The following is a 15,824-nucleotide window of genomic DNA, read 5'->3' as shown; positions in this document are numbered from 1 at the left end:
AGTATGAATAAATCCCTCTTATTTTCGTGCCTGCTAGTCATTCAGTTTAGCTATGCCCAGCAACAGCATCCTTTCCAAGAGGAAGTTAATACTATCGTAAAACGATATGATTCGATTTGGACACCGGATCTCCCTACTGTTGTATTCACCGGAAGTTCCAGTATTCGGCTTTGGGAGGAATTACCGGAATTATTCCCGCAGTACCAGGTCATCAATTCCGGGTTCGGAGGTTCCATGACTGCTGACCTGTGCCACTTTTCCCAAGACCTTATATCCCGGTATCAACCGAAAAAAGTTATTATTTATGAAGGGGACAACGACCTTAATGACAACATCAAACCTATGGTTATCAGGCGACAAATGAAGGGGCTTATAGAAGTGATCAAAAAAGAGCACGACAGTGTCCAGGTTTTGCTGATCGCAGCAAAACCCAGTCCATCCCGATGGCACCTTAAAAATCGATTTAAGCGCCTGAACAGGAAATTTAAAAGGCTTTGTAAAAAAGATAAGCAATTAACGTATGTCAATATCTGGGATCCTATGATTCTAGATGACAAGCAAGTACGTCCCGACATATTTCTCGAGGACGGTCTTCACATGACGGATGAAGGCTACAAAATCTGGTATAACGTATTAAAGAATCATTTAAATTAATTAAACCAAAATTCCATCAATGAAGAATTTCATCCTTTTCCGATCCCTGATCATATTAGTAGGGCTCTCAATTCATCTCTCCTGTAATTCAGAGGAAGAGAGAGGAATTACTTTCCCGCCGACAGATATTGAACAGGCAGCGCTAATACCGAAACCACTGCACATAGAAGCTACCCATGATGCTTTTGGCCTGGATAAGAACACGGTTCTTTTCATCGACAACGATCCCGTGGAATTCCGGGAAGTCGGGCGCTTTCTTGCTGAAAAGATTGCTGCCGTTACATCGCTGGAGATTCCCCTGAAACCCACCGAACCTTTAATTACCAAGCGTGGAATATTCATAGTGAAGTCTGAAGATACGCTCTATGACAGTCCCGAGGCGTACAAATTGAAAATCAGCCGGGATTCTATCCTGCTCGAGGCACATACCCCGGAAGGAGCCTTCAGGGGCGTACAGACCATAAGGCAACTTCTTCCGAATTTCGCGAACGACACCCTGGCCGAACACCCAATCTGGCCTATACCAACCGGGTTGATCAAGGATAAGCCTTCGCTGGTGTACAGGGGTGCTATGTTAGATGTCGCCCGCCACTTCTTTACGGTGGATGAAGTAAAAAAGTACATAGACGCCCTGGCCTATTATAAGTATAACACCTTTCATATTCACCTTACGGATGACCAGGGTTGGAGAATTGAAATAAAATCCTGGCCAAAACTTACCGAGGTGGGCGGTCAAACTGAGGTAGGTGGTGAGTCCGGTGGTTTTTATACACAGGAAGAATATATGGAGCTCGTGGAATATGCAGCAAAGCATTATATCACGGTAGTGCCGGAAATAGATATGCCGGGGCATACCAATGCCGCCTCTGTCGCCTATCCCGAACTCAATGGTAACGGTAAAAAACCTGAATTATACGAGGGCACCAAGGTGGGGTTCAGCACCTGGGATACCCGAAAGGACTATGTATATAAATTTATAGACGAAGTCATTGGAGAGCTGGTTACTATGACCCCTGGGCCTTATATCCATATCGGGGGAGATGAAAGTCATGCCACCAAAAAGAACGACTATGTTTACTTCATAGAAAAAGTGGAGAAGATCGTTGAAAAACACGGTAAGACCATGATAGGATGGGATGAGATTGCCACGGCTAATGTTAGCAAGAACAGCATTGCTCAATTCTGGGCAAGCGAAGAAAATGCCACTGAGGCGGTTAAAAAAGGATTAAAAGTGATTATGTCCCCGGCCAAAAAAGCCTACCTGGACATGCAGTACGATCCTTCCTCTAAACACGGTCTTCATTGGGCTGCTTACATCCCGGTGGACAGCGCCTACACCTGGAGCCCGGTTACCTACTCTGCAAATATCCCCAGGGAACATATCCTCGGAATAGAAGCACCGCTTTGGTCAGAGACCATCAGTAACAGCGAAGAATTGGAGTACCTCGCATTTCCAAGGGCTATCGGGTACGCAGAACTGGGATGGACACCGGACGAAAATCGCAACTGGGAAGATTACAGCAATCGCCTCGCCAGGCAATTGCCGTATTTACAAAGAATGAATATTGCTTACTACCCCTCTGATAAAGTGGACTGGGAATTAGGAGAACTTGAGTTAACCCCTGAAGCGACAGAAGATGAATAATAAATACACCTTTTTAGCCATTTGTCTTGCCCTGTTATCCTTCTCCCTGCCTGCACAGCAGTCTAAGGACACCATTCCGGAAGCTAAAGTAGCCACCACTATTCAGCAGGTCAATGTGGGCGGAAGCACTATCTTTCTTACCGCAAAAGCGGGTACCTTCAAGGTGAGGGATGAAAACAACAAACCCATTGCCCTGATGGGTTTCACCTATTACGCCAGGGACACCAGGCGTGGGGTAGCCACCAGGAGGAGGCCGGTAGTCTTTGCCTTTAACGGAGGACCCGGATCCTCATCTTTCTGGCTACATATGGGCGTACTTGGCCCTAAACGTATCGTGGTAGAAGACCCGCAACCCACACCGGCCGCTCCTTACCGCGTGGTTAATAACAACCATTCTATATTGGATGTTGCAGACCTCGTCATGATAGACCCTGTGGGAACAGGTTTGAGCATCCCTGTGGGGGACGCTAAGTTTGAGGATTTCTGGGGAGTGGACCAGGATATTCGAAGCCTGTCGCTCTTTATAACGCAGTTCCTGATCGAATACGACAGGATGAATAGTCCTAAGTACCTCCTGGGGGAAAGCTATGGAACTTTTAGGAATGCCGGTCTTATGAATAAACTATTGGGCCAGGGTATTGCTATGAACGGTGTAATTATGGTCTCAGCAGTTTTTGACCTGAGAACCCTTATTTTCCCCCCGGGAGATGACTTGCCCTACATTGTTCACCTGCCCACCTATGCCGCAACGGCCTGGTACCATGATAAGATTCCGGATAAGCAGGAAGACGTATTCACCTTCCTGGATGAAATAAGGGATTTTACGGAACAGGAGTACACCACAGCACTGTTTCAAGGGGATCAGCTTAAGCCGGAAAACAAGCGTGATATAGCGGAAAAACTGGGACGGTATACAGGTACCAGTACAGAATTCTGGTTGAAGGCCGACCTCCGTGTTACCGCCAGCGAATTCTTTGCAGAACTATTGAGGGAAGAGGGAGAGCTGGTAGGCCGACTCGATTCCCGTTTCGTCGGTATTAACCAGGATTTGCTTGCACAAGAAGGAGATCATGACCCTCAGAGCCTTGCTATTTCCCCGGCCTATATCGCCGGATTCCTGGATTACTTTTATGGAGACCTTAAGGTAGATAAGGAATTAAACTATTCGATCACTGCAGGAAGAAGGAAAGGTTTTAAATGGGACTGGAATCACGAAGGTAACTCGCGCTGGGGCACACAGGCTGCTATCAATACCGGGATAGATATGGCACAGGCCATGTCCAGGGATCCGAACATGAAAGTGCTGGTGCTCAATGGTATCTATGACCTTGCGACCGTGTTCTACGGTGTAGAACACAGCATAAACCACCTTGGGCTTAAAGAAGAGATCAAAAATAATATAGAAATGAAGTATTACGAGGCCGGACACATGATGTATACCCACCCACCTTCCCTGGCTAAATTCAAGGAAGACGTAGCCGAATTTATCCGAAACACTTCACCTTAAGTGGAGCCACAAAAAAAGCCTTCAAAATGAAGGCTTTTTTTTATTCTTTTTCTTCTGAAGATTTTTCTTCTTCGGGTTCACTAAAATCTGTGATCCCATTATCGTGGAGTAGGTTATACCATTGTATTACTTTTTTAATATCACTGGCATATACCCTGTCCTCATCGTAGTTAGGGAGGACTTCAAAAAAATATTCCTCAAGTTTTATCTTGTCGTCCTTGTGCTTTACACTTGTTTTTTCGCCATTCTCCTTTTCTTTGATCTTTTGGAACACTGCTCTCAATGGCAATTCTTCTTCCAGGGTATAGATAGCGATCTCTGACAACACACTTACATTGTTAGTCATCCCAACCGTGATCTTCTTTCCGTCTTGCAGCGATTCTGCAACAAAACCTGTCCTGGTCTGGGTCAGTAATTTATATAATCCCGGACGTCCTCCGATCGATAATATCTTTTCTAAACTCATAGGCTTTTTAAAATAGGGGGCAAAGATTAAAATTTTGTGTGGATTATTAAATCCATTATCGCGCTTTTTTCAACTCCGGGAATCGCATGCGATAATCTACATTGACCTTCCCTTTGGAAATATTACTGAGCTTTCCTTTGAGGAGGCGTTTTTTAAGCGACGATAATTTATCGGTAAACAGTATCCCTTCAATATGGTCATATTCGTGTTGGATCACCCTCGCCAGCAGACCGTCAAAAGTTTCCTCGAATTGCTTAAAATTCTCATCCATATACCGGATGGTAATCTGCTCATTACGCTGCACATCTTCGCGAATTTCGGGTATACTCAGGCATCCTTCGTTAAAAGCCCAAGGATTTCCATCCTCTTCCAATATCTCCGCATTGATAAATACCTTCTTAAAACCTTCCAATTGTGCTCTTTCCTCCTCGGACAGTTCATCATCTTCAGCGAAAGGAGATGCATCTACTAAGAATAAGCGGATAGGTAAGCCGATCTGGGGAGCCGCAAGACCCACCCCATTGGCATGGTACATAGTTTCCCACATATTCTCTATTAGTTCTTCCAGTTTTGGATAATCCTGGTCTATCTCTTCCCCTACCTTTCTAAGTACAGGGTCTCCGTATGCGATAATCGGTAAAATCATTCTAAACGCTATTTAAATAACTGCGTCCTTCCTGAACCGGAAAGACCTTTAATTTTAAAATTTGATCGGGAAGTATACCTCCTAATATCGATCCATGTAAGCTTGCAGGATTATCGTAGCACTGATCTCGTCAAGTAATTCTTTTTTCCTGCGATGTTTTTTCTTGGCTCCACTGTCTATCATAGACTGTGCTGCCATTTTAGAGGTGAATCGCTCGTCCTGCCGGTCCACCGGTATTTCGGGTAATTGTTCCTTTAACCGTTTAAGGAATGGCTGTATCAGGACCTCGGATTCAGAAGGGGTATTGTCCATCTGCCTGGGCTCTCCAACCACGATCTGGCTAACTTTTTCTTCTTGAACATACTGCTTCAGAAAATCGAGTAACTCTTTGGTCGGAACAGTGGTTAATCCGGAGGCAATTAACTGCATTTCATCCGTTACAGCTATCCCTGTTCTAACCTTTCCGTAATCTATTGCGAGGATTCTTCCCATATTTTTGGCAAAAATAGCGGTTTAATTGTTACAGCTGTAAAATTAGCCCACGAATTAGGGCTACAGCACCTATATTTGCAGAAATTTTAACAAGTATGCAGGAACTACAGCAACGCATTGAGAAGGCATGGGAAGACCGTGAGTTATTAAAGCAACAGGAAACCCAGGACAGTATACGCGAGGTCATTCGGCTTATTGACGAAGGTACTTTAAGATGTGCAGCCCCTACGGAACAAGGATGGCAGATCAATGAATGGGTAAAAAAAGCTGTAGTTCTGTATTTCCCTATCCAGAAAATGGAGACCCTGAAAGCAGGCATATTTGAATATCATGATAAAATCCCGCTGAAGAAAGGGTATGAAGCTAAAGGAATTCGTGTTGTTCCCAATGCCGTTGCCCGGCATGGCGCTTATATTGCACCGGGAACCATCCTTATGCCTAGCTATGTTAATATAGGTGCGTACGTAGATACCGGTACCATGGTGGACACCTGGGCGACAGTGGGTAGTTGTGCGCAGATCGGCAAAAATGTACACCTGAGTGGTGGTGTAGGTATTGGCGGTGTTTTAGAACCTTTGCAAGCTTCGCCGGTCATTATTGAAGACAATGCCTTTATCGGGAGTCGATGTATTGTCGTCGAAGGTGTACGGGTAGAGACAGAAGCTGTACTGGGTGCCAATGTAGTCCTAACCGGTTCTACCAAGATTATTGATGTGACCGGTAAGGAAGCTAAGGAATACAAAGGTGTTGTACCGGCCAGGTCTGTAGTGATCCCGGGAAGCTATACCAAGGAATTCCCCGCCGGGAATTTCCAGGTACCCTGTGCCCTGATCATTGGTCAGAGAAAGGAAAGTACGAACAAAAAAACTTCCTTGAACGATGCACTAAGGGAGTATAATGTCGCGGTCTGATCCCAGAACTTTTTAAACAAAAAATACTATTTTCTCTTTTAATAAGTTATAGTTTTGTACGTCTTTAAGAAGAGACTACCTACTTATGTGAACTTATGAGTAATAACAAAGAGAAAATTTCAGCCCTCATCATTACGTATAACGAGATGGGCTACATAGAAAAATGCATTGATTCTGTGAGCTTTGCAGATGAGATCATTGTTGTAGACTCGTTCAGTACAGATGGCACATTCGAATACCTTAGCGCTCACCCTAAAGTGAAAGTCATTCAACACCCTTTCACCAATTTCACCCTGCAGAAGTCTTATACCCTTAAACAGGCCTCCCATGACTGGGTCCTTTTCGTGGATGCAGATGAAGTAGTCTCAGAGCCGCTTAAGGAAGAGATAATAGCTACAGTAAATAGTAATACGGACTGTGTGGCATACTGGTTCTATCGAAAATTCATGTTCCAGGATAGTCCTTTGAATTTCAGTGGCTGGCAGACCGATAAGAATTACCGTTTATTCCGCAAGAGCAAAGTAAGTTTCTCCGACAAAAAGATCGTTCACGAAACCCTGGATGTTCGTGGAAAATCGGGTATTTTAAGAGAAAAACTTACCCATTACTGCTACAAGAACTACGAAGATTACAAGGCTAAAATGTTGTCTTACGGCAGGCTGAAGGCCAAAGAGGATTTCTACAAGGAAAGTCCCTACAACGTGTTGTACATGATTTTTAAACCTGCCTGGAAATTCTTTAACCATTACGTTCTTAGGCTGGGAATCTTTGACGGCAAAAAAGGTCTGACGATCTGTTACTTAAACGCCCTTGGAGACCTGGAGCGATACCGCGAACTCAAGAAATTAGAAAAAAAGAACGAGCTTACCTATTACTTGGTAATGCCGTAGTGTGTCCACACTCTTTTTTCCTTTTTTGTTTTTTTCCGAATAGACATATTCTTGTCTATAGACTCCTTGGTCTTATACCCTCTTTTATGATCCAGGTGAACACAAACGGCGCTGTATCTCAGCTGTTTGGATTTGATCCCGAAATTGAAGAGACGTTCCCCCAATTCCCTGTCCTGCCCTCCGTATTGCATACGTTCATCAAACCCGTTCACATTTAAGATATCTTTTTTCCAACCTGAAGCATTGTGCCCGTTCCAACTCGCATTGGTTGGCGTAATTGTATTCAAAACCTTGGAAATAATACCCCTTGAAGAAAGTTTGCTGTTCTTGAATGTTTTAGGGATTCCTTTTTCTTTTAACCAGGGTAGGTGAAAACATTTCTGCTGTTCTATATCCTCCTTGCTGATCAGCTTGGATATATTCATCGGCAACATATAATAGCCCCCCGAGATGAAATACCCTTTTTCCTTATTAATATAGTGTACCTCGACAAAATCTTCACGAGGGATGCAATCACCATCGGTCATGATTATATAGTCTGTGTTGCAAGCTAGAACCGACTTGTTAAGAATCCTCGATTTCTGGAACCCATCGTCTTCCTGCCAGACATGGATAATCGGGTAAAACACCTCCTTCTTCATTCTCTCAAGGAGCTCGCGGGTTTTGGGTCCCGATCCATCATCTGCGATAACAACCTCAAAATTCCTGAAAGTCTGGCAATTAAAACCCCAGAGCACTTTTTCCAGCCATTCTTCTGCATTGTAGGTACTTATGATCACCGAGATGCTTAATCCATCCATTTTAAAGTTGTTAATTCCTGCCAAAAATATGAAAGTCTTATTGTTTATCTTTGCATCCGCTTTGTTTTTAAAACAATACATGCTGAAAAAACTCTTATACGGCCTTCTTAAAAAACTAAAGTTCCTCCCCCAGCATCTTTACGTAAAGATCTATTACGAGTACTACACGGGGAAGAAACTGGACCTCGACGATCCCAAGGAATTCAATGAAAAGGTACAATGGTTAAAAGTGTATTACCGGCCTAAGATCCTCAACCGGCTTGTCAATAAATACGAGGTCAGGGAATATGTTCGCGAAAAAATAGGGCCCGAATATCTCAATGGACTGCTCGCCGTCTACAAGAAAGCGACAGACGTGGACCTGGATGCCCTTCCGGATCGTTTTGTCTTAAAAGCGGCTCACGGTTATGGTTTTAACCTCATCGTCGCCGAGAAATCCAAGCTCAATTATCACAAGTCGCGCTACTTATTTCATAAATGGTTCTTCCGGAATCAATATTACCGGGGAGGAATGGAATGGGCTTACAAGGATAGTACACCCTACATCGTGGCCGAAGAATTCCTGGAAGAACCGGGCAAAAGTGTCTTGAACGATTATAAGATCTATTGCTTTGGCGGTAAGGCTAAGTTTATGCAGGTGGACCAGGACCGAGGAGGAGATCATCACAAGTACTTTTTTGATCGGCAGTGGAGCCTGATGCCATTTTCCAAAGGGGTGGGTAAAGTTTCCAAGGAAGCTATTGAACCACCGCTCAATGTTGAAAAGATGTTTGAACTGGCCGAGAAACTGGCGGGAGACTTCCCATTTGTCAGGGTGGATTTTTATAACCTGTCCGGGCGAATTATTTTTGGTGAAATGACCTTTTATCCAGGGGATGGCAGGCAGGAATTCTACCCGGATATCTATAACAGGATTGTCGGGGACTACCTGAAACTTCCGGACCTGGGAGATCAGGAATACATTAAGAAGTATGGATAAGAAACGGACTGAATACGGGAAAGAGATCAATGAATGTATAGCAGTACTGGAACGAGGAGGCCTCATCCTCTACCCTACCGACACTGTTTGGGGCATTGGCTGTGACGCGACCAATAAAGAAGCCGTAAGCAAAGTTTACGAGCTTAAAAGACGCCCGGATTCGAAGGCTCTCATTTGCCTGGTAGCCAATGATTTTATGCTGGAAAAACATGTTGAGGAAGTCCCGGACCTGGCTTATGACATTATGGACATGTCTTCCAAACCGACCACTATAATATATGACCGCCCTAAGGGAATTGCCCCTAACCTGGTCGCGGCAGACAACACCCTGGCCATCCGGGTAGCCAGCGATGATTTCTGTCGCAAGCTGATCGGTAAGTTCGGTAATCCCATCGTATCTACCTCGGCCAATATCAGCGGTGATCCAACCCCACAATCATTTTCCGAAATAAGCAATGATATTTTAAAAGGAGTGGACTATGCCGTAAATTTGCAGCGTCAAGCAATTAATAACACTCCATCGGCAATCATCCGACTGGGAACAGACGGAACCGTAAAAGTGATTCGTACCTGAACAATGCAGAAGAAATACCCAGAGGCCTTACAAGATCCTATTTTCTCCATCATCTCTTCAGTGGCATCCCGGGAAGGGTTATCCACCTATGTTATAGGGGGCTTCGTCAGGGACTTCCTGCTGGATCGCGGTAAACCCGACGATATCGATGTGGTCGTAGTAGGCAGTGGGATCGACCTTGCTAAGAAAGTAGCAGAGCGCCTGCCCGGTAAACCGGAAGTGACCGTCTTCAAAAATTTTGGTACTGCGATGATCAAATACAAGAAGCTGGAACTGGAATTCGTCGGGGCCCGGAAAGAGAGCTATCACCATGACAGCCGTAAACCTGTCGTAGAGAATGGCACCTTGGAAGATGATCAGAAACGACGGGATTTCACCATCAATGCCCTGGCATTATCGCTGAACGAATCGGATTATGGCGACTTACTGGATCCATTTGACGGGATCGCTGATCTTGAACATAAGCTATTGCGCACTCCCCTGGAACCCGGGATTACTTATTCTGATGATCCACTCCGAATGATGCGCGCCGTTCGTTTTGCCTCTCAATTAGGATTTGAGATCCACCGTGAATCACTGGAAGCCATCTCTGCCAATAAGGAGAGAATTAATATCATTTCTAAAGAAAGGATCGTAGAGGAATTACACAAGATCCTGCTCAGCCCGGAACCATCTATAGGTTTTTCTCTGCTTCACCAAACTGGTTTGCTCAATATCATCCTTCCGGAATTGACGGCATTGCAAGGGATAGAAGAAATTGAAGGGCAGAAACACAAGGACAATTTCTGGCACACTCTTGAAGTTGTGGATAACATCGCAAAGACGACAGACAACCTTTGGCTACGCTGGGCGGCATTACTGCACGATATCGGCAAAGCCCCAACCAAACGCTTTGACAAGAAAATTGGGTGGACCTTCCATGCCCACGAGTTTGTGGGAGCCAAAATGGTATACAAACTCTTTAAACGAATGCGACTCCCGCTGAATGAAAAAATGAAGTTTGTACAAAAGATGGTTCTGATGAGCTCACGCCCCGTAGTATTGTCACAGGAGCACGTGACCGATTCTGCCATCAGGAGGCTGGTGTTTGACGCAGGAGAGCACGTGGACGACCTGATGACCTTGTGTGAAGCGGATATCACCACCAAAAACCCTAAGAAACAAAAGAAGTACAAGAATAATTTTAAACTGGTTCGCCAGAAGATCGAGGAAGTTGAGGAAAGAGATCATATCCGGAACTTTCAACCCCCCGTTAGCGGAGAAGAGATCATGAAAACATTTAACCTGAAACCATCCCGGGAGATCGGGCAGATTAAAGAAGCGATAAAAGAAGCTATCCTTGAAGGGGAGATTCCTAACGAGTACCAAGCCGCGAGGAACTTCATGTTGCGTAAAGGCAAATCTATGGGGCTGAAGGTTCAGGATGATCTGTAACAATCCCTGTATGGCTTACTGGCCTGGTCGGGAATACGAATACTAATGATAATGAACTACAGGAAAATTGCAAAGGTATCACTGCTGCTGGTATACCTGGTGATCATTGCCGGGGCCGTTGTCAGGATGACAGGCAGCGGGATGGGTTGCCCGGACTGGCCAAAATGCTTCGGATATTACATTCCCCCTACAGAGATCGCTGACTTGGAATGGAAACCGGATCACGATTATAAAACGGGGCAGGTAATCATCCGGGAGAATACACTCCGGGTGGCTGCAGGGAATTTTCAGTCAGGCGAAACCTATGATGAAGGGCAATGGAAAGCTTATACCCGTCATGATTATGCAGAGTTTAATGTTTTCCATACCTGGACTGAATTCCTTAACCGCCTCTTGGGTGCCCTGGCCGGAATAGCTACCTTGGTAATGGCTGTCGCTTCTTTTTCCTATTGGAAGCGCGATAAATTTGTAACACTTGGTTCCTGCTTTGTAGTATTGGCAATGGGTTTCCAGGCGTGGCTTGGGGCAACCGTGGTTTATTCCGTGCTTGCCCCGGCCAAGATCACAATACATATGTTGATGGCACTGGCGATTGTCGCTATCCTGCTTCTATTGATTTACCGCACTTCTCGGGCTAAGGATGATCATAAAAAAGATACACTTTTACGCAACCTGCTTATCCTTGCCCTGGGTTTGACCGTGGTCCAGGTGGTTTTGGGAACACAGGTACGACAATTTGTGGACCAGCGTATAGACCTGTTCGGTGAGGAAGCAAAAGCCTTTTGGCTGAAAGATCCCGGTATATCCTTTTACATTCATCGTTCATTCTCAATACTAGTGGTACTGTTGAACAGCTTCCTGGCATACCGGATTTATCAATTAAGGCTTGGTTTCGACAAAATTAAATGGGTGCTGGGGCTAATAATGGTGGAGATCCTGACGGGAATTGCCATGGTATACCTCGATTTTCCCTTTGCATCACAGCCCTTGCACCTGGTCCTGGCCTCCCTCTTATTCGGTCTTCAGTTTTATTTGGTATTGGAGGTAGTATATGCTGGCAGGAACTTTAAAACTTCGTAACTTTGCCCATTCCAAAGTCAGGAGCTAATGATCTATAAAATAAGGATAATTCTGGATGCCCCGGAAGACATTTTCAGGGATATTGAAATTGAATCAGGGGATACTATGGAGGAGTTCCACAACGCCATAACCCAGGCATTCGGGTTCCTGGGCACAGAAATGGCGTCCTTTTATACTTGTGACGAAGAATGGAACCAGGATGAAGAAATAGCCTTATTTGATATGAGCGAAGGGGGCTCTGATGTCCGCCTGATGAACGAGACTACCCTGGATGATGTGATGACTGAAAACAGTCCGAAACTGATCTATGTCTATGACTTCTTAAGCATGTGGACCTTCTTTGTTGAATTGGCCGACATCGTGGAAAAAGAAGACGGGCGTACATACCCCAATGTACTTTTCAGTTTTGGAGAACTCCCGGATGCTCCACCGGAAAAGAATTTTGAATCGGAGTCCGAGGTCGATTTCGATGATTCGTTCGAAGATTACGACGACATGGATTTTGACGAACAGTGGAATTAAGGAAATCCTGCTTCAATATTCTTTCCCTTTTTCAACAACCTTTATCATTACAACCTAAAAACCTACATTTCCCGCAATGATTAACCTATATTCTTCCCAGATCGAAAGCGTATCTCTACACCGTGTAGGGAACATCAGCAAAGCCGAAGGATTATTTTTATCAGAAGATCCTTACCAATTGGATGACGAGACCAACGGCCTTTTGAAGGAATACTTCTTTAAACCATTCCGGGATAAAGAAGAGAACTATTACCACTTTGCCCATGAAGCTGACCTGGAATTCAATCCTGTTTTTATGCAGGCATCGGCGATATTTGAAAATCCGTCCATGGCCCACCAGGGCTCTATGGAAATCGCTAAACACCTGTTTCAGCAATCCAACCACCCGCATATTAAGAGTGGTGAAGTCTACGTAGCCTATATAGAGAACGCGATGATCGATAACCAGAAAACCCAGGCTATCGGGATATTTAAGAGCGAGTTAAAGCACGATTTCCTGCAGTTTGAGGAGAAGGCCGCAAACCTGGATCTTAAGGTATTACAGGGAGTAAACCTGAACAAACTGGATAAAGGCTGCCTGATTTTTAACACCAGTAAAGAAGAAGGTTTTAAAGTACTTTCCGTGGATAGCAACCGCTATGACACCAAATACTGGCTTGAAAATTTCCTGGGAGTCACCGCCCTGGCAGATGAGAACTTCTACACCAAGAATTACCTGAAGTTCTGCCAGAACTTTGCCAAGGACGTTGTATTACCTGCAGAAGACAAACAGCAGGAGGTGCTGTTCATGAACCGTGCGGTAAACCACTTTGCTAAGAATGATAATTTTGAGGAGACCAATTTCCTGAACGAGGTAATGGAAAATCCTGAACTGATCCCGGAATTTAAGCATTACAAGGTAGAAAAAGGTCCTAAATACAGCGTTGAAGACGTTTCAACCTTTGATATTGCCAATAAGGCGGTGTCCGATGCGAGGAAGAAAATGAAGAATGTTATTGAACTGGATACCAATATCCAGATCAGGCTGGATTTCATCAACCCGGAATCTGCGGAAAAATTCGTAGAGAAAGGATGGGATGAGGAAAGGCAGATGTATTACTACCTTGTATACTTCAACAAAGAACAGAAAAGCTAGTTAGGTTGCATCCGGGACTAAGGAAGTTTAATACGCCTTTCCAGGATCTGCTTCATGCTCACGTCCTGGTAGTTTCGCTTAACGAAATCAAGGGTCAGGTGTAAAATCTGGCCCATTGTTTTTGCCCTTTTAAACTTCACATCCAGCGTCATTTCATAGATCTCCTGCCTCAGGCGATCCACATTTTCTGGCAGGGATATATCATCCCCTTTGCAGATGTTGACCAGTTTTTTAATGCGCTTCCCGGAACTGATGATCCGCTTGGCAACGATAGAACGCTCTTCCACCTTGTACTGATCTACTGAATCTACCAACAGCTTTCTCCGGACCAGCTCTACCATCACGTTGTTCTCCTTAAAGAATTGCGGTCGGTAAACCTTGAGCTTACCCTCGAAACACTGCTGGTCAAAATCGATCGCCCGGATACGGTATACCACGTGGTCAAAGTCGTGTACAGGTACTATCACGTAATTATAAGACCGCATATCTCCCAGTAGGCGGATCATACATCGTTCGTTGAACTTCACGAATTCCTTGGCTAGCTGGGACTTCTCCGACTCGGAGCAGGAAGGCAGTATATCCTTAATAAAAACATCTCCCGGGATCCCTGATATATGCTCCTCGATCAGGGTATCCTTGTACACCAGGAAATTCAGGTTGTACGGAGAAAGCATATGTTCTAATTCAAGCCCGTAGATACGGGAGGCATCGGTCTTCTTTACATAAAAATACGTGAAATTGTCATTGAGGATGTTCCTGACACGGATACGGAAAGGTTTAGAATTCCCAAATGTGCAGTAATCCACCGCATCGATGTTTAAGTACTGGAATATACGGTCACTACCATCGGAATGCAATTGGGAATACACCTTTTTAAGGCTGAGATCTATCTCTTGTCTTTCAGAGTCAGAATAATATACCCTTACCCAAAGGGTGTCCTCCCCATCGTTATCATAAACCACTACTGAACCCGCAAATCGGAGCAGGTCTTCGTAGAAAATGGGAATCTCTATTTTGCGATTGTAATTGTCAAGATAGGCATCCAGTTTTTCATTTACCGGGTAGGCCGGCTTCTTCTTAGACATCATTCTTTCCTCTGACATACCCTTGTGGACTTAAGCATTTAAGTAAATGTAACAAAATATCGTTTTCTTCGTCTTGTATAACAGATACAATCAAAAAATTCATCTTTGGAAACCATCCTGAGCGTAAAACACCTGACCAAGAAATTCGGATACCTCACTGCCGTGGAGGACTTATCCTTCGAGATCGAAAAAGGAAATGTCTATGGGATTCTTGGCCCCAACGGTAGCGGTAAGTCAACTACCCTGGGCATTGTACTGAATGTTGTTAATAAAAGCCAGGGATCTTTCTCCTGGTTCAACGGGCAACTTTCTACCCATGACGCCCTTAAAAAAGTTGGCGCCATCATAGAACGGCCTAATTTCTACCCTTATATGACCGCCCTTCAGAACCTGCGACTGGTCTGTAAAATCAAGGAGGTTCCCTATGATAAGATACAGGAAAAACTAGAACTGGTCAATCTCTGGGATCGGAGGAACAGCACCTTTAAAACCTATTCCCTGGGGATGAAACAACGACTTGCGATCGCATCGGCCCTTCTCAACGACCCCGAGATACTGATACTGGATGAACCCACCAACGGTTTAGACCCACAGGGCATTCACCAGATCAGGGAAATCATTAAAAAGGTCGCCAGCATGGGAACTACTATTTTACTGGCTTCGCATCTCCTGGACGAAGTGGAAAAAGTGTGCACCCATGTGGTCATTCTCCGCAAAGGAAAAAAAATATACTCCGGAAAAGTAGACGGCATGCTGGCCAGTTACGGTTATTTTGAACTGAAGAGTACTGCCCAGGGTAAACTGTTGTCTTTTCTGCAGTCTCACCAAAGTTTTGGTAGCATCAAGGAGGATCGTGGACTGCTTACCGTATACCTGGAAGAGGAAATGGATGCCGGCGAATTAAACACCCTGCTCCATCAACAAGGCATTACCCTGTCTCACCTCGTTAAACGAAAAGAGAGCCTGGAAGAACAATTCCTCACCATTACCAAAAACTGAACCCA

At 44.7% G+C, this 15,824-nt stretch carries 17 protein-coding genes; 12 read left to right on the top strand and 5 right to left on the bottom strand.

The features are described 5' to 3' along the window. Positions 1–3: 3 nt before the first annotated feature. Genes PP178_RS13380 through PP178_RS13370 form a run of 3 tightly spaced genes read left to right on the top strand, consistent with a single transcriptional unit; the run spans position 4 to position 3,806 of the window. Positions 4–654, top strand: a complete 651-nt coding sequence (locus tag PP178_RS13380) for a GDSL-type esterase/lipase family protein (protein ID WP_272594866.1) — start codon at positions 4–6, stop codon at positions 652–654. Between the two features lie 19 nt (positions 655–673). Next, a complete protein-coding gene (locus tag PP178_RS13375; protein WP_272594865.1) occupies positions 674–2,299 on the top strand; it encodes a beta-N-acetylhexosaminidase in 1,626 nt (541 codons plus the stop codon). After that, positions 2,292–3,806 (top strand): S10 family peptidase, encoded by a 1,515-nt coding sequence (locus PP178_RS13370; protein WP_272594864.1) that lies wholly within the window; start codon positions 2,292–2,294, stop codon positions 3,804–3,806. Before PP178_RS13375 ends, PP178_RS13370 begins: the two co-directional genes overlap by 8 nt. Before the next feature lie 40 nt (positions 3,807–3,846). Here the strand turns inward: PP178_RS13370 and PP178_RS13365 are convergent, their stop codons facing one another. The 3 genes from PP178_RS13365 to ruvX form a co-directional block, all read right to left on the bottom strand. After that, on the bottom strand, positions 3,847–4,272 hold the full coding sequence (locus PP178_RS13365; RefSeq protein WP_272594863.1) for a DUF5606 family protein: 426 nt from the start codon (positions 4,270–4,272) through the stop codon (positions 3,847–3,849). A 55-nt stretch (positions 4,273–4,327) separates the two neighbouring features. Continuing rightward, positions 4,328–4,918 carry a peptide deformylase gene (gene def, locus PP178_RS13360; RefSeq protein WP_272594862.1) on the bottom strand — a complete coding sequence of 197 codons (591 nt, stop codon included), beginning with the start codon at positions 4,916–4,918 and terminating at the stop codon, positions 4,328–4,330. Between the two features lie 81 nt (positions 4,919–4,999). Then, complete coding sequence (gene ruvX / locus PP178_RS13355; protein WP_272594861.1) at positions 5,000–5,410, bottom strand: Holliday junction resolvase RuvX; 411 nt, start codon at positions 5,408–5,410, stop codon at positions 5,000–5,002. A 95-nt stretch (positions 5,411–5,505) separates the two neighbouring features. On the opposite strand from ruvX, the gene PP178_RS13350 reads away from it, so the two are divergent. Together PP178_RS13350 and PP178_RS13345 are read left to right on the top strand one after the other, a co-directional pair. Then, positions 5,506–6,321: a 2,3,4,5-tetrahydropyridine-2,6-dicarboxylate N-succinyltransferase gene (locus PP178_RS13350; RefSeq protein ID WP_272594860.1), complete on the top strand. Its 816-nt coding sequence runs from the start codon at positions 5,506–5,508 to the stop codon at positions 6,319–6,321. Between the two features lie 95 nt (positions 6,322–6,416). Then, a complete protein-coding gene (locus tag PP178_RS13345; RefSeq protein WP_272594858.1) occupies positions 6,417–7,211 on the top strand; it encodes a glycosyltransferase family 2 protein in 795 nt (264 codons plus the stop codon). On the opposite strand, the gene PP178_RS13340 is transcribed toward PP178_RS13345, so the two are convergent. Beyond that, positions 7,193–8,011 (bottom strand): glycosyltransferase family 2 protein, encoded by an 819-nt coding sequence (locus PP178_RS13340; protein ID WP_272594857.1) that lies wholly within the window; start codon positions 8,009–8,011, stop codon positions 7,193–7,195. The two genes, PP178_RS13345 and PP178_RS13340, sit on opposite strands and share 19 nt — an antisense overlap. A 79-nt stretch (positions 8,012–8,090) precedes the next feature. Between PP178_RS13340 and PP178_RS13335 the strand changes: the two genes are divergently transcribed. The 6 genes from PP178_RS13335 to PP178_RS13310 all read left to right on the top strand — a co-directional run bounded on the left by PP178_RS13335 (position 8,091) and on the right by PP178_RS13310 (position 13,735). Then, entirely contained in the window at positions 8,091–8,990 is a 900-nt protein-coding gene (locus PP178_RS13335; RefSeq protein WP_272594856.1) for an ATP-grasp fold amidoligase family protein, read from the top strand. After that, on the top strand, positions 8,983–9,564 hold the full coding sequence (locus PP178_RS13330; RefSeq protein ID WP_272594855.1) for an L-threonylcarbamoyladenylate synthase: 582 nt from the start codon (positions 8,983–8,985) through the stop codon (positions 9,562–9,564). Before PP178_RS13335 ends, PP178_RS13330 begins: the two co-directional genes overlap by 8 nt. Before the next feature lie 3 nt (positions 9,565–9,567). Continuing rightward, entirely contained in the window at positions 9,568–10,998 is a 1,431-nt protein-coding gene (locus PP178_RS13325; protein WP_272594854.1) for a CCA tRNA nucleotidyltransferase, read from the top strand. A 51-nt stretch (positions 10,999–11,049) separates the two neighbouring features. Continuing rightward, a complete protein-coding gene (locus PP178_RS13320; RefSeq protein WP_336298546.1) occupies positions 11,050–12,078 on the top strand; it encodes a COX15/CtaA family protein in 1,029 nt (342 codons plus the stop codon). 27 nt (positions 12,079–12,105) lie between these two features. Continuing rightward, on the top strand, positions 12,106–12,600 hold the full coding sequence (locus tag PP178_RS13315; RefSeq protein ID WP_272594852.1) for an IS1096 element passenger TnpR family protein: 495 nt from the start codon (positions 12,106–12,108) through the stop codon (positions 12,598–12,600). Between the two features lie 76 nt (positions 12,601–12,676). Next, positions 12,677–13,735 (top strand): nucleoid-associated protein, encoded by a 1,059-nt coding sequence (locus PP178_RS13310; protein ID WP_272594851.1) that lies wholly within the window; start codon positions 12,677–12,679, stop codon positions 13,733–13,735. 17 nt (positions 13,736–13,752) lie between these two features. Here PP178_RS13310 and PP178_RS13305 read toward each other — a convergent pair whose 3' ends face one another. Beyond that, a complete protein-coding gene (locus PP178_RS13305; protein ID WP_272594850.1) occupies positions 13,753–14,838 on the bottom strand; it encodes a hypothetical protein in 1,086 nt (361 codons plus the stop codon). Between the two features lie 87 nt (positions 14,839–14,925). Here PP178_RS13305 and PP178_RS13300 point away from each other — a divergent pair, with 87 nt between their 5' ends. Next, a complete protein-coding gene (locus tag PP178_RS13300) occupies positions 14,926–15,819 on the top strand; it encodes an ABC transporter ATP-binding protein (RefSeq protein WP_272594849.1) in 894 nt (297 codons plus the stop codon). Positions 15,820–15,824: the final 5 nt, after the last annotated feature.

This window comes from Zeaxanthinibacter sp. PT1, from assembly GCF_028464225.1.
GTDB lineage: Bacteria > Bacteroidota > Bacteroidia > Flavobacteriales > Flavobacteriaceae > Zeaxanthinibacter.
Note: the sequence above shows the minus strand (reverse complement) of the source record. Positions and strands in the feature narration are given on the sequence as shown.

Bases quoted from the DNA above. Each gene is read 5' to 3' on its own strand.
- PP178_RS13335 (WP_272594856.1), top strand. From the start codon at position 8,091: ATGCTGAAAAAACTCTTATACGGCCTTCTTAAAAAACTAAAGTTCCTC.
- PP178_RS13365 (WP_272594863.1), bottom strand. From the start codon at position 4,272: ATGAGTTTAGAAAAGATATTATCGATCGGAGGACGTCCGGGATTATAT.
- PP178_RS13350 (WP_272594860.1), top strand. From the start codon at position 5,506: ATGCAGGAACTACAGCAACGCATTGAGAAGGCATGGGAAGACCGTGAG.
- PP178_RS13340 (WP_272594857.1), bottom strand. From the start codon at position 8,011: ATGGATGGATTAAGCATCTCGGTGATCATAAGTACCTACAATGCAGAA.
- PP178_RS13310 (WP_272594851.1), top strand. From the start codon at position 12,677: ATGATTAACCTATATTCTTCCCAGATCGAAAGCGTATCTCTACACCGT.
- def (WP_272594862.1), bottom strand. From the start codon at position 4,918: ATGATTTTACCGATTATCGCATACGGAGACCCTGTACTTAGAAAGGTA.
- PP178_RS13380 (WP_272594866.1), top strand. From the start codon at position 4: ATGAATAAATCCCTCTTATTTTCGTGCCTGCTAGTCATTCAGTTTAGC.
- PP178_RS13315 (WP_272594852.1), top strand. From the start codon at position 12,106: ATGATCTATAAAATAAGGATAATTCTGGATGCCCCGGAAGACATTTTC.
- PP178_RS13330 (WP_272594855.1), top strand. From the start codon at position 8,983: ATGGATAAGAAACGGACTGAATACGGGAAAGAGATCAATGAATGTATA.
- PP178_RS13325 (WP_272594854.1), top strand. From the start codon at position 9,568: ATGCAGAAGAAATACCCAGAGGCCTTACAAGATCCTATTTTCTCCATC.
- PP178_RS13375 (WP_272594865.1), top strand. From the start codon at position 674: ATGAAGAATTTCATCCTTTTCCGATCCCTGATCATATTAGTAGGGCTC.
- PP178_RS13370 (WP_272594864.1), top strand. From the start codon at position 2,292: ATGAATAATAAATACACCTTTTTAGCCATTTGTCTTGCCCTGTTATCC.
- PP178_RS13345 (WP_272594858.1), top strand. From the start codon at position 6,417: ATGAGTAATAACAAAGAGAAAATTTCAGCCCTCATCATTACGTATAAC.
- ruvX (WP_272594861.1), bottom strand. From the start codon at position 5,410: ATGGGAAGAATCCTCGCAATAGATTACGGAAAGGTTAGAACAGGGATA.
- PP178_RS13305 (WP_272594850.1), bottom strand. From the start codon at position 14,838: ATGTCAGAGGAAAGAATGATGTCTAAGAAGAAGCCGGCCTACCCGGTA.
- PP178_RS13320 (WP_336298546.1), top strand. From the start codon at position 11,050: ATGAACTACAGGAAAATTGCAAAGGTATCACTGCTGCTGGTATACCTG.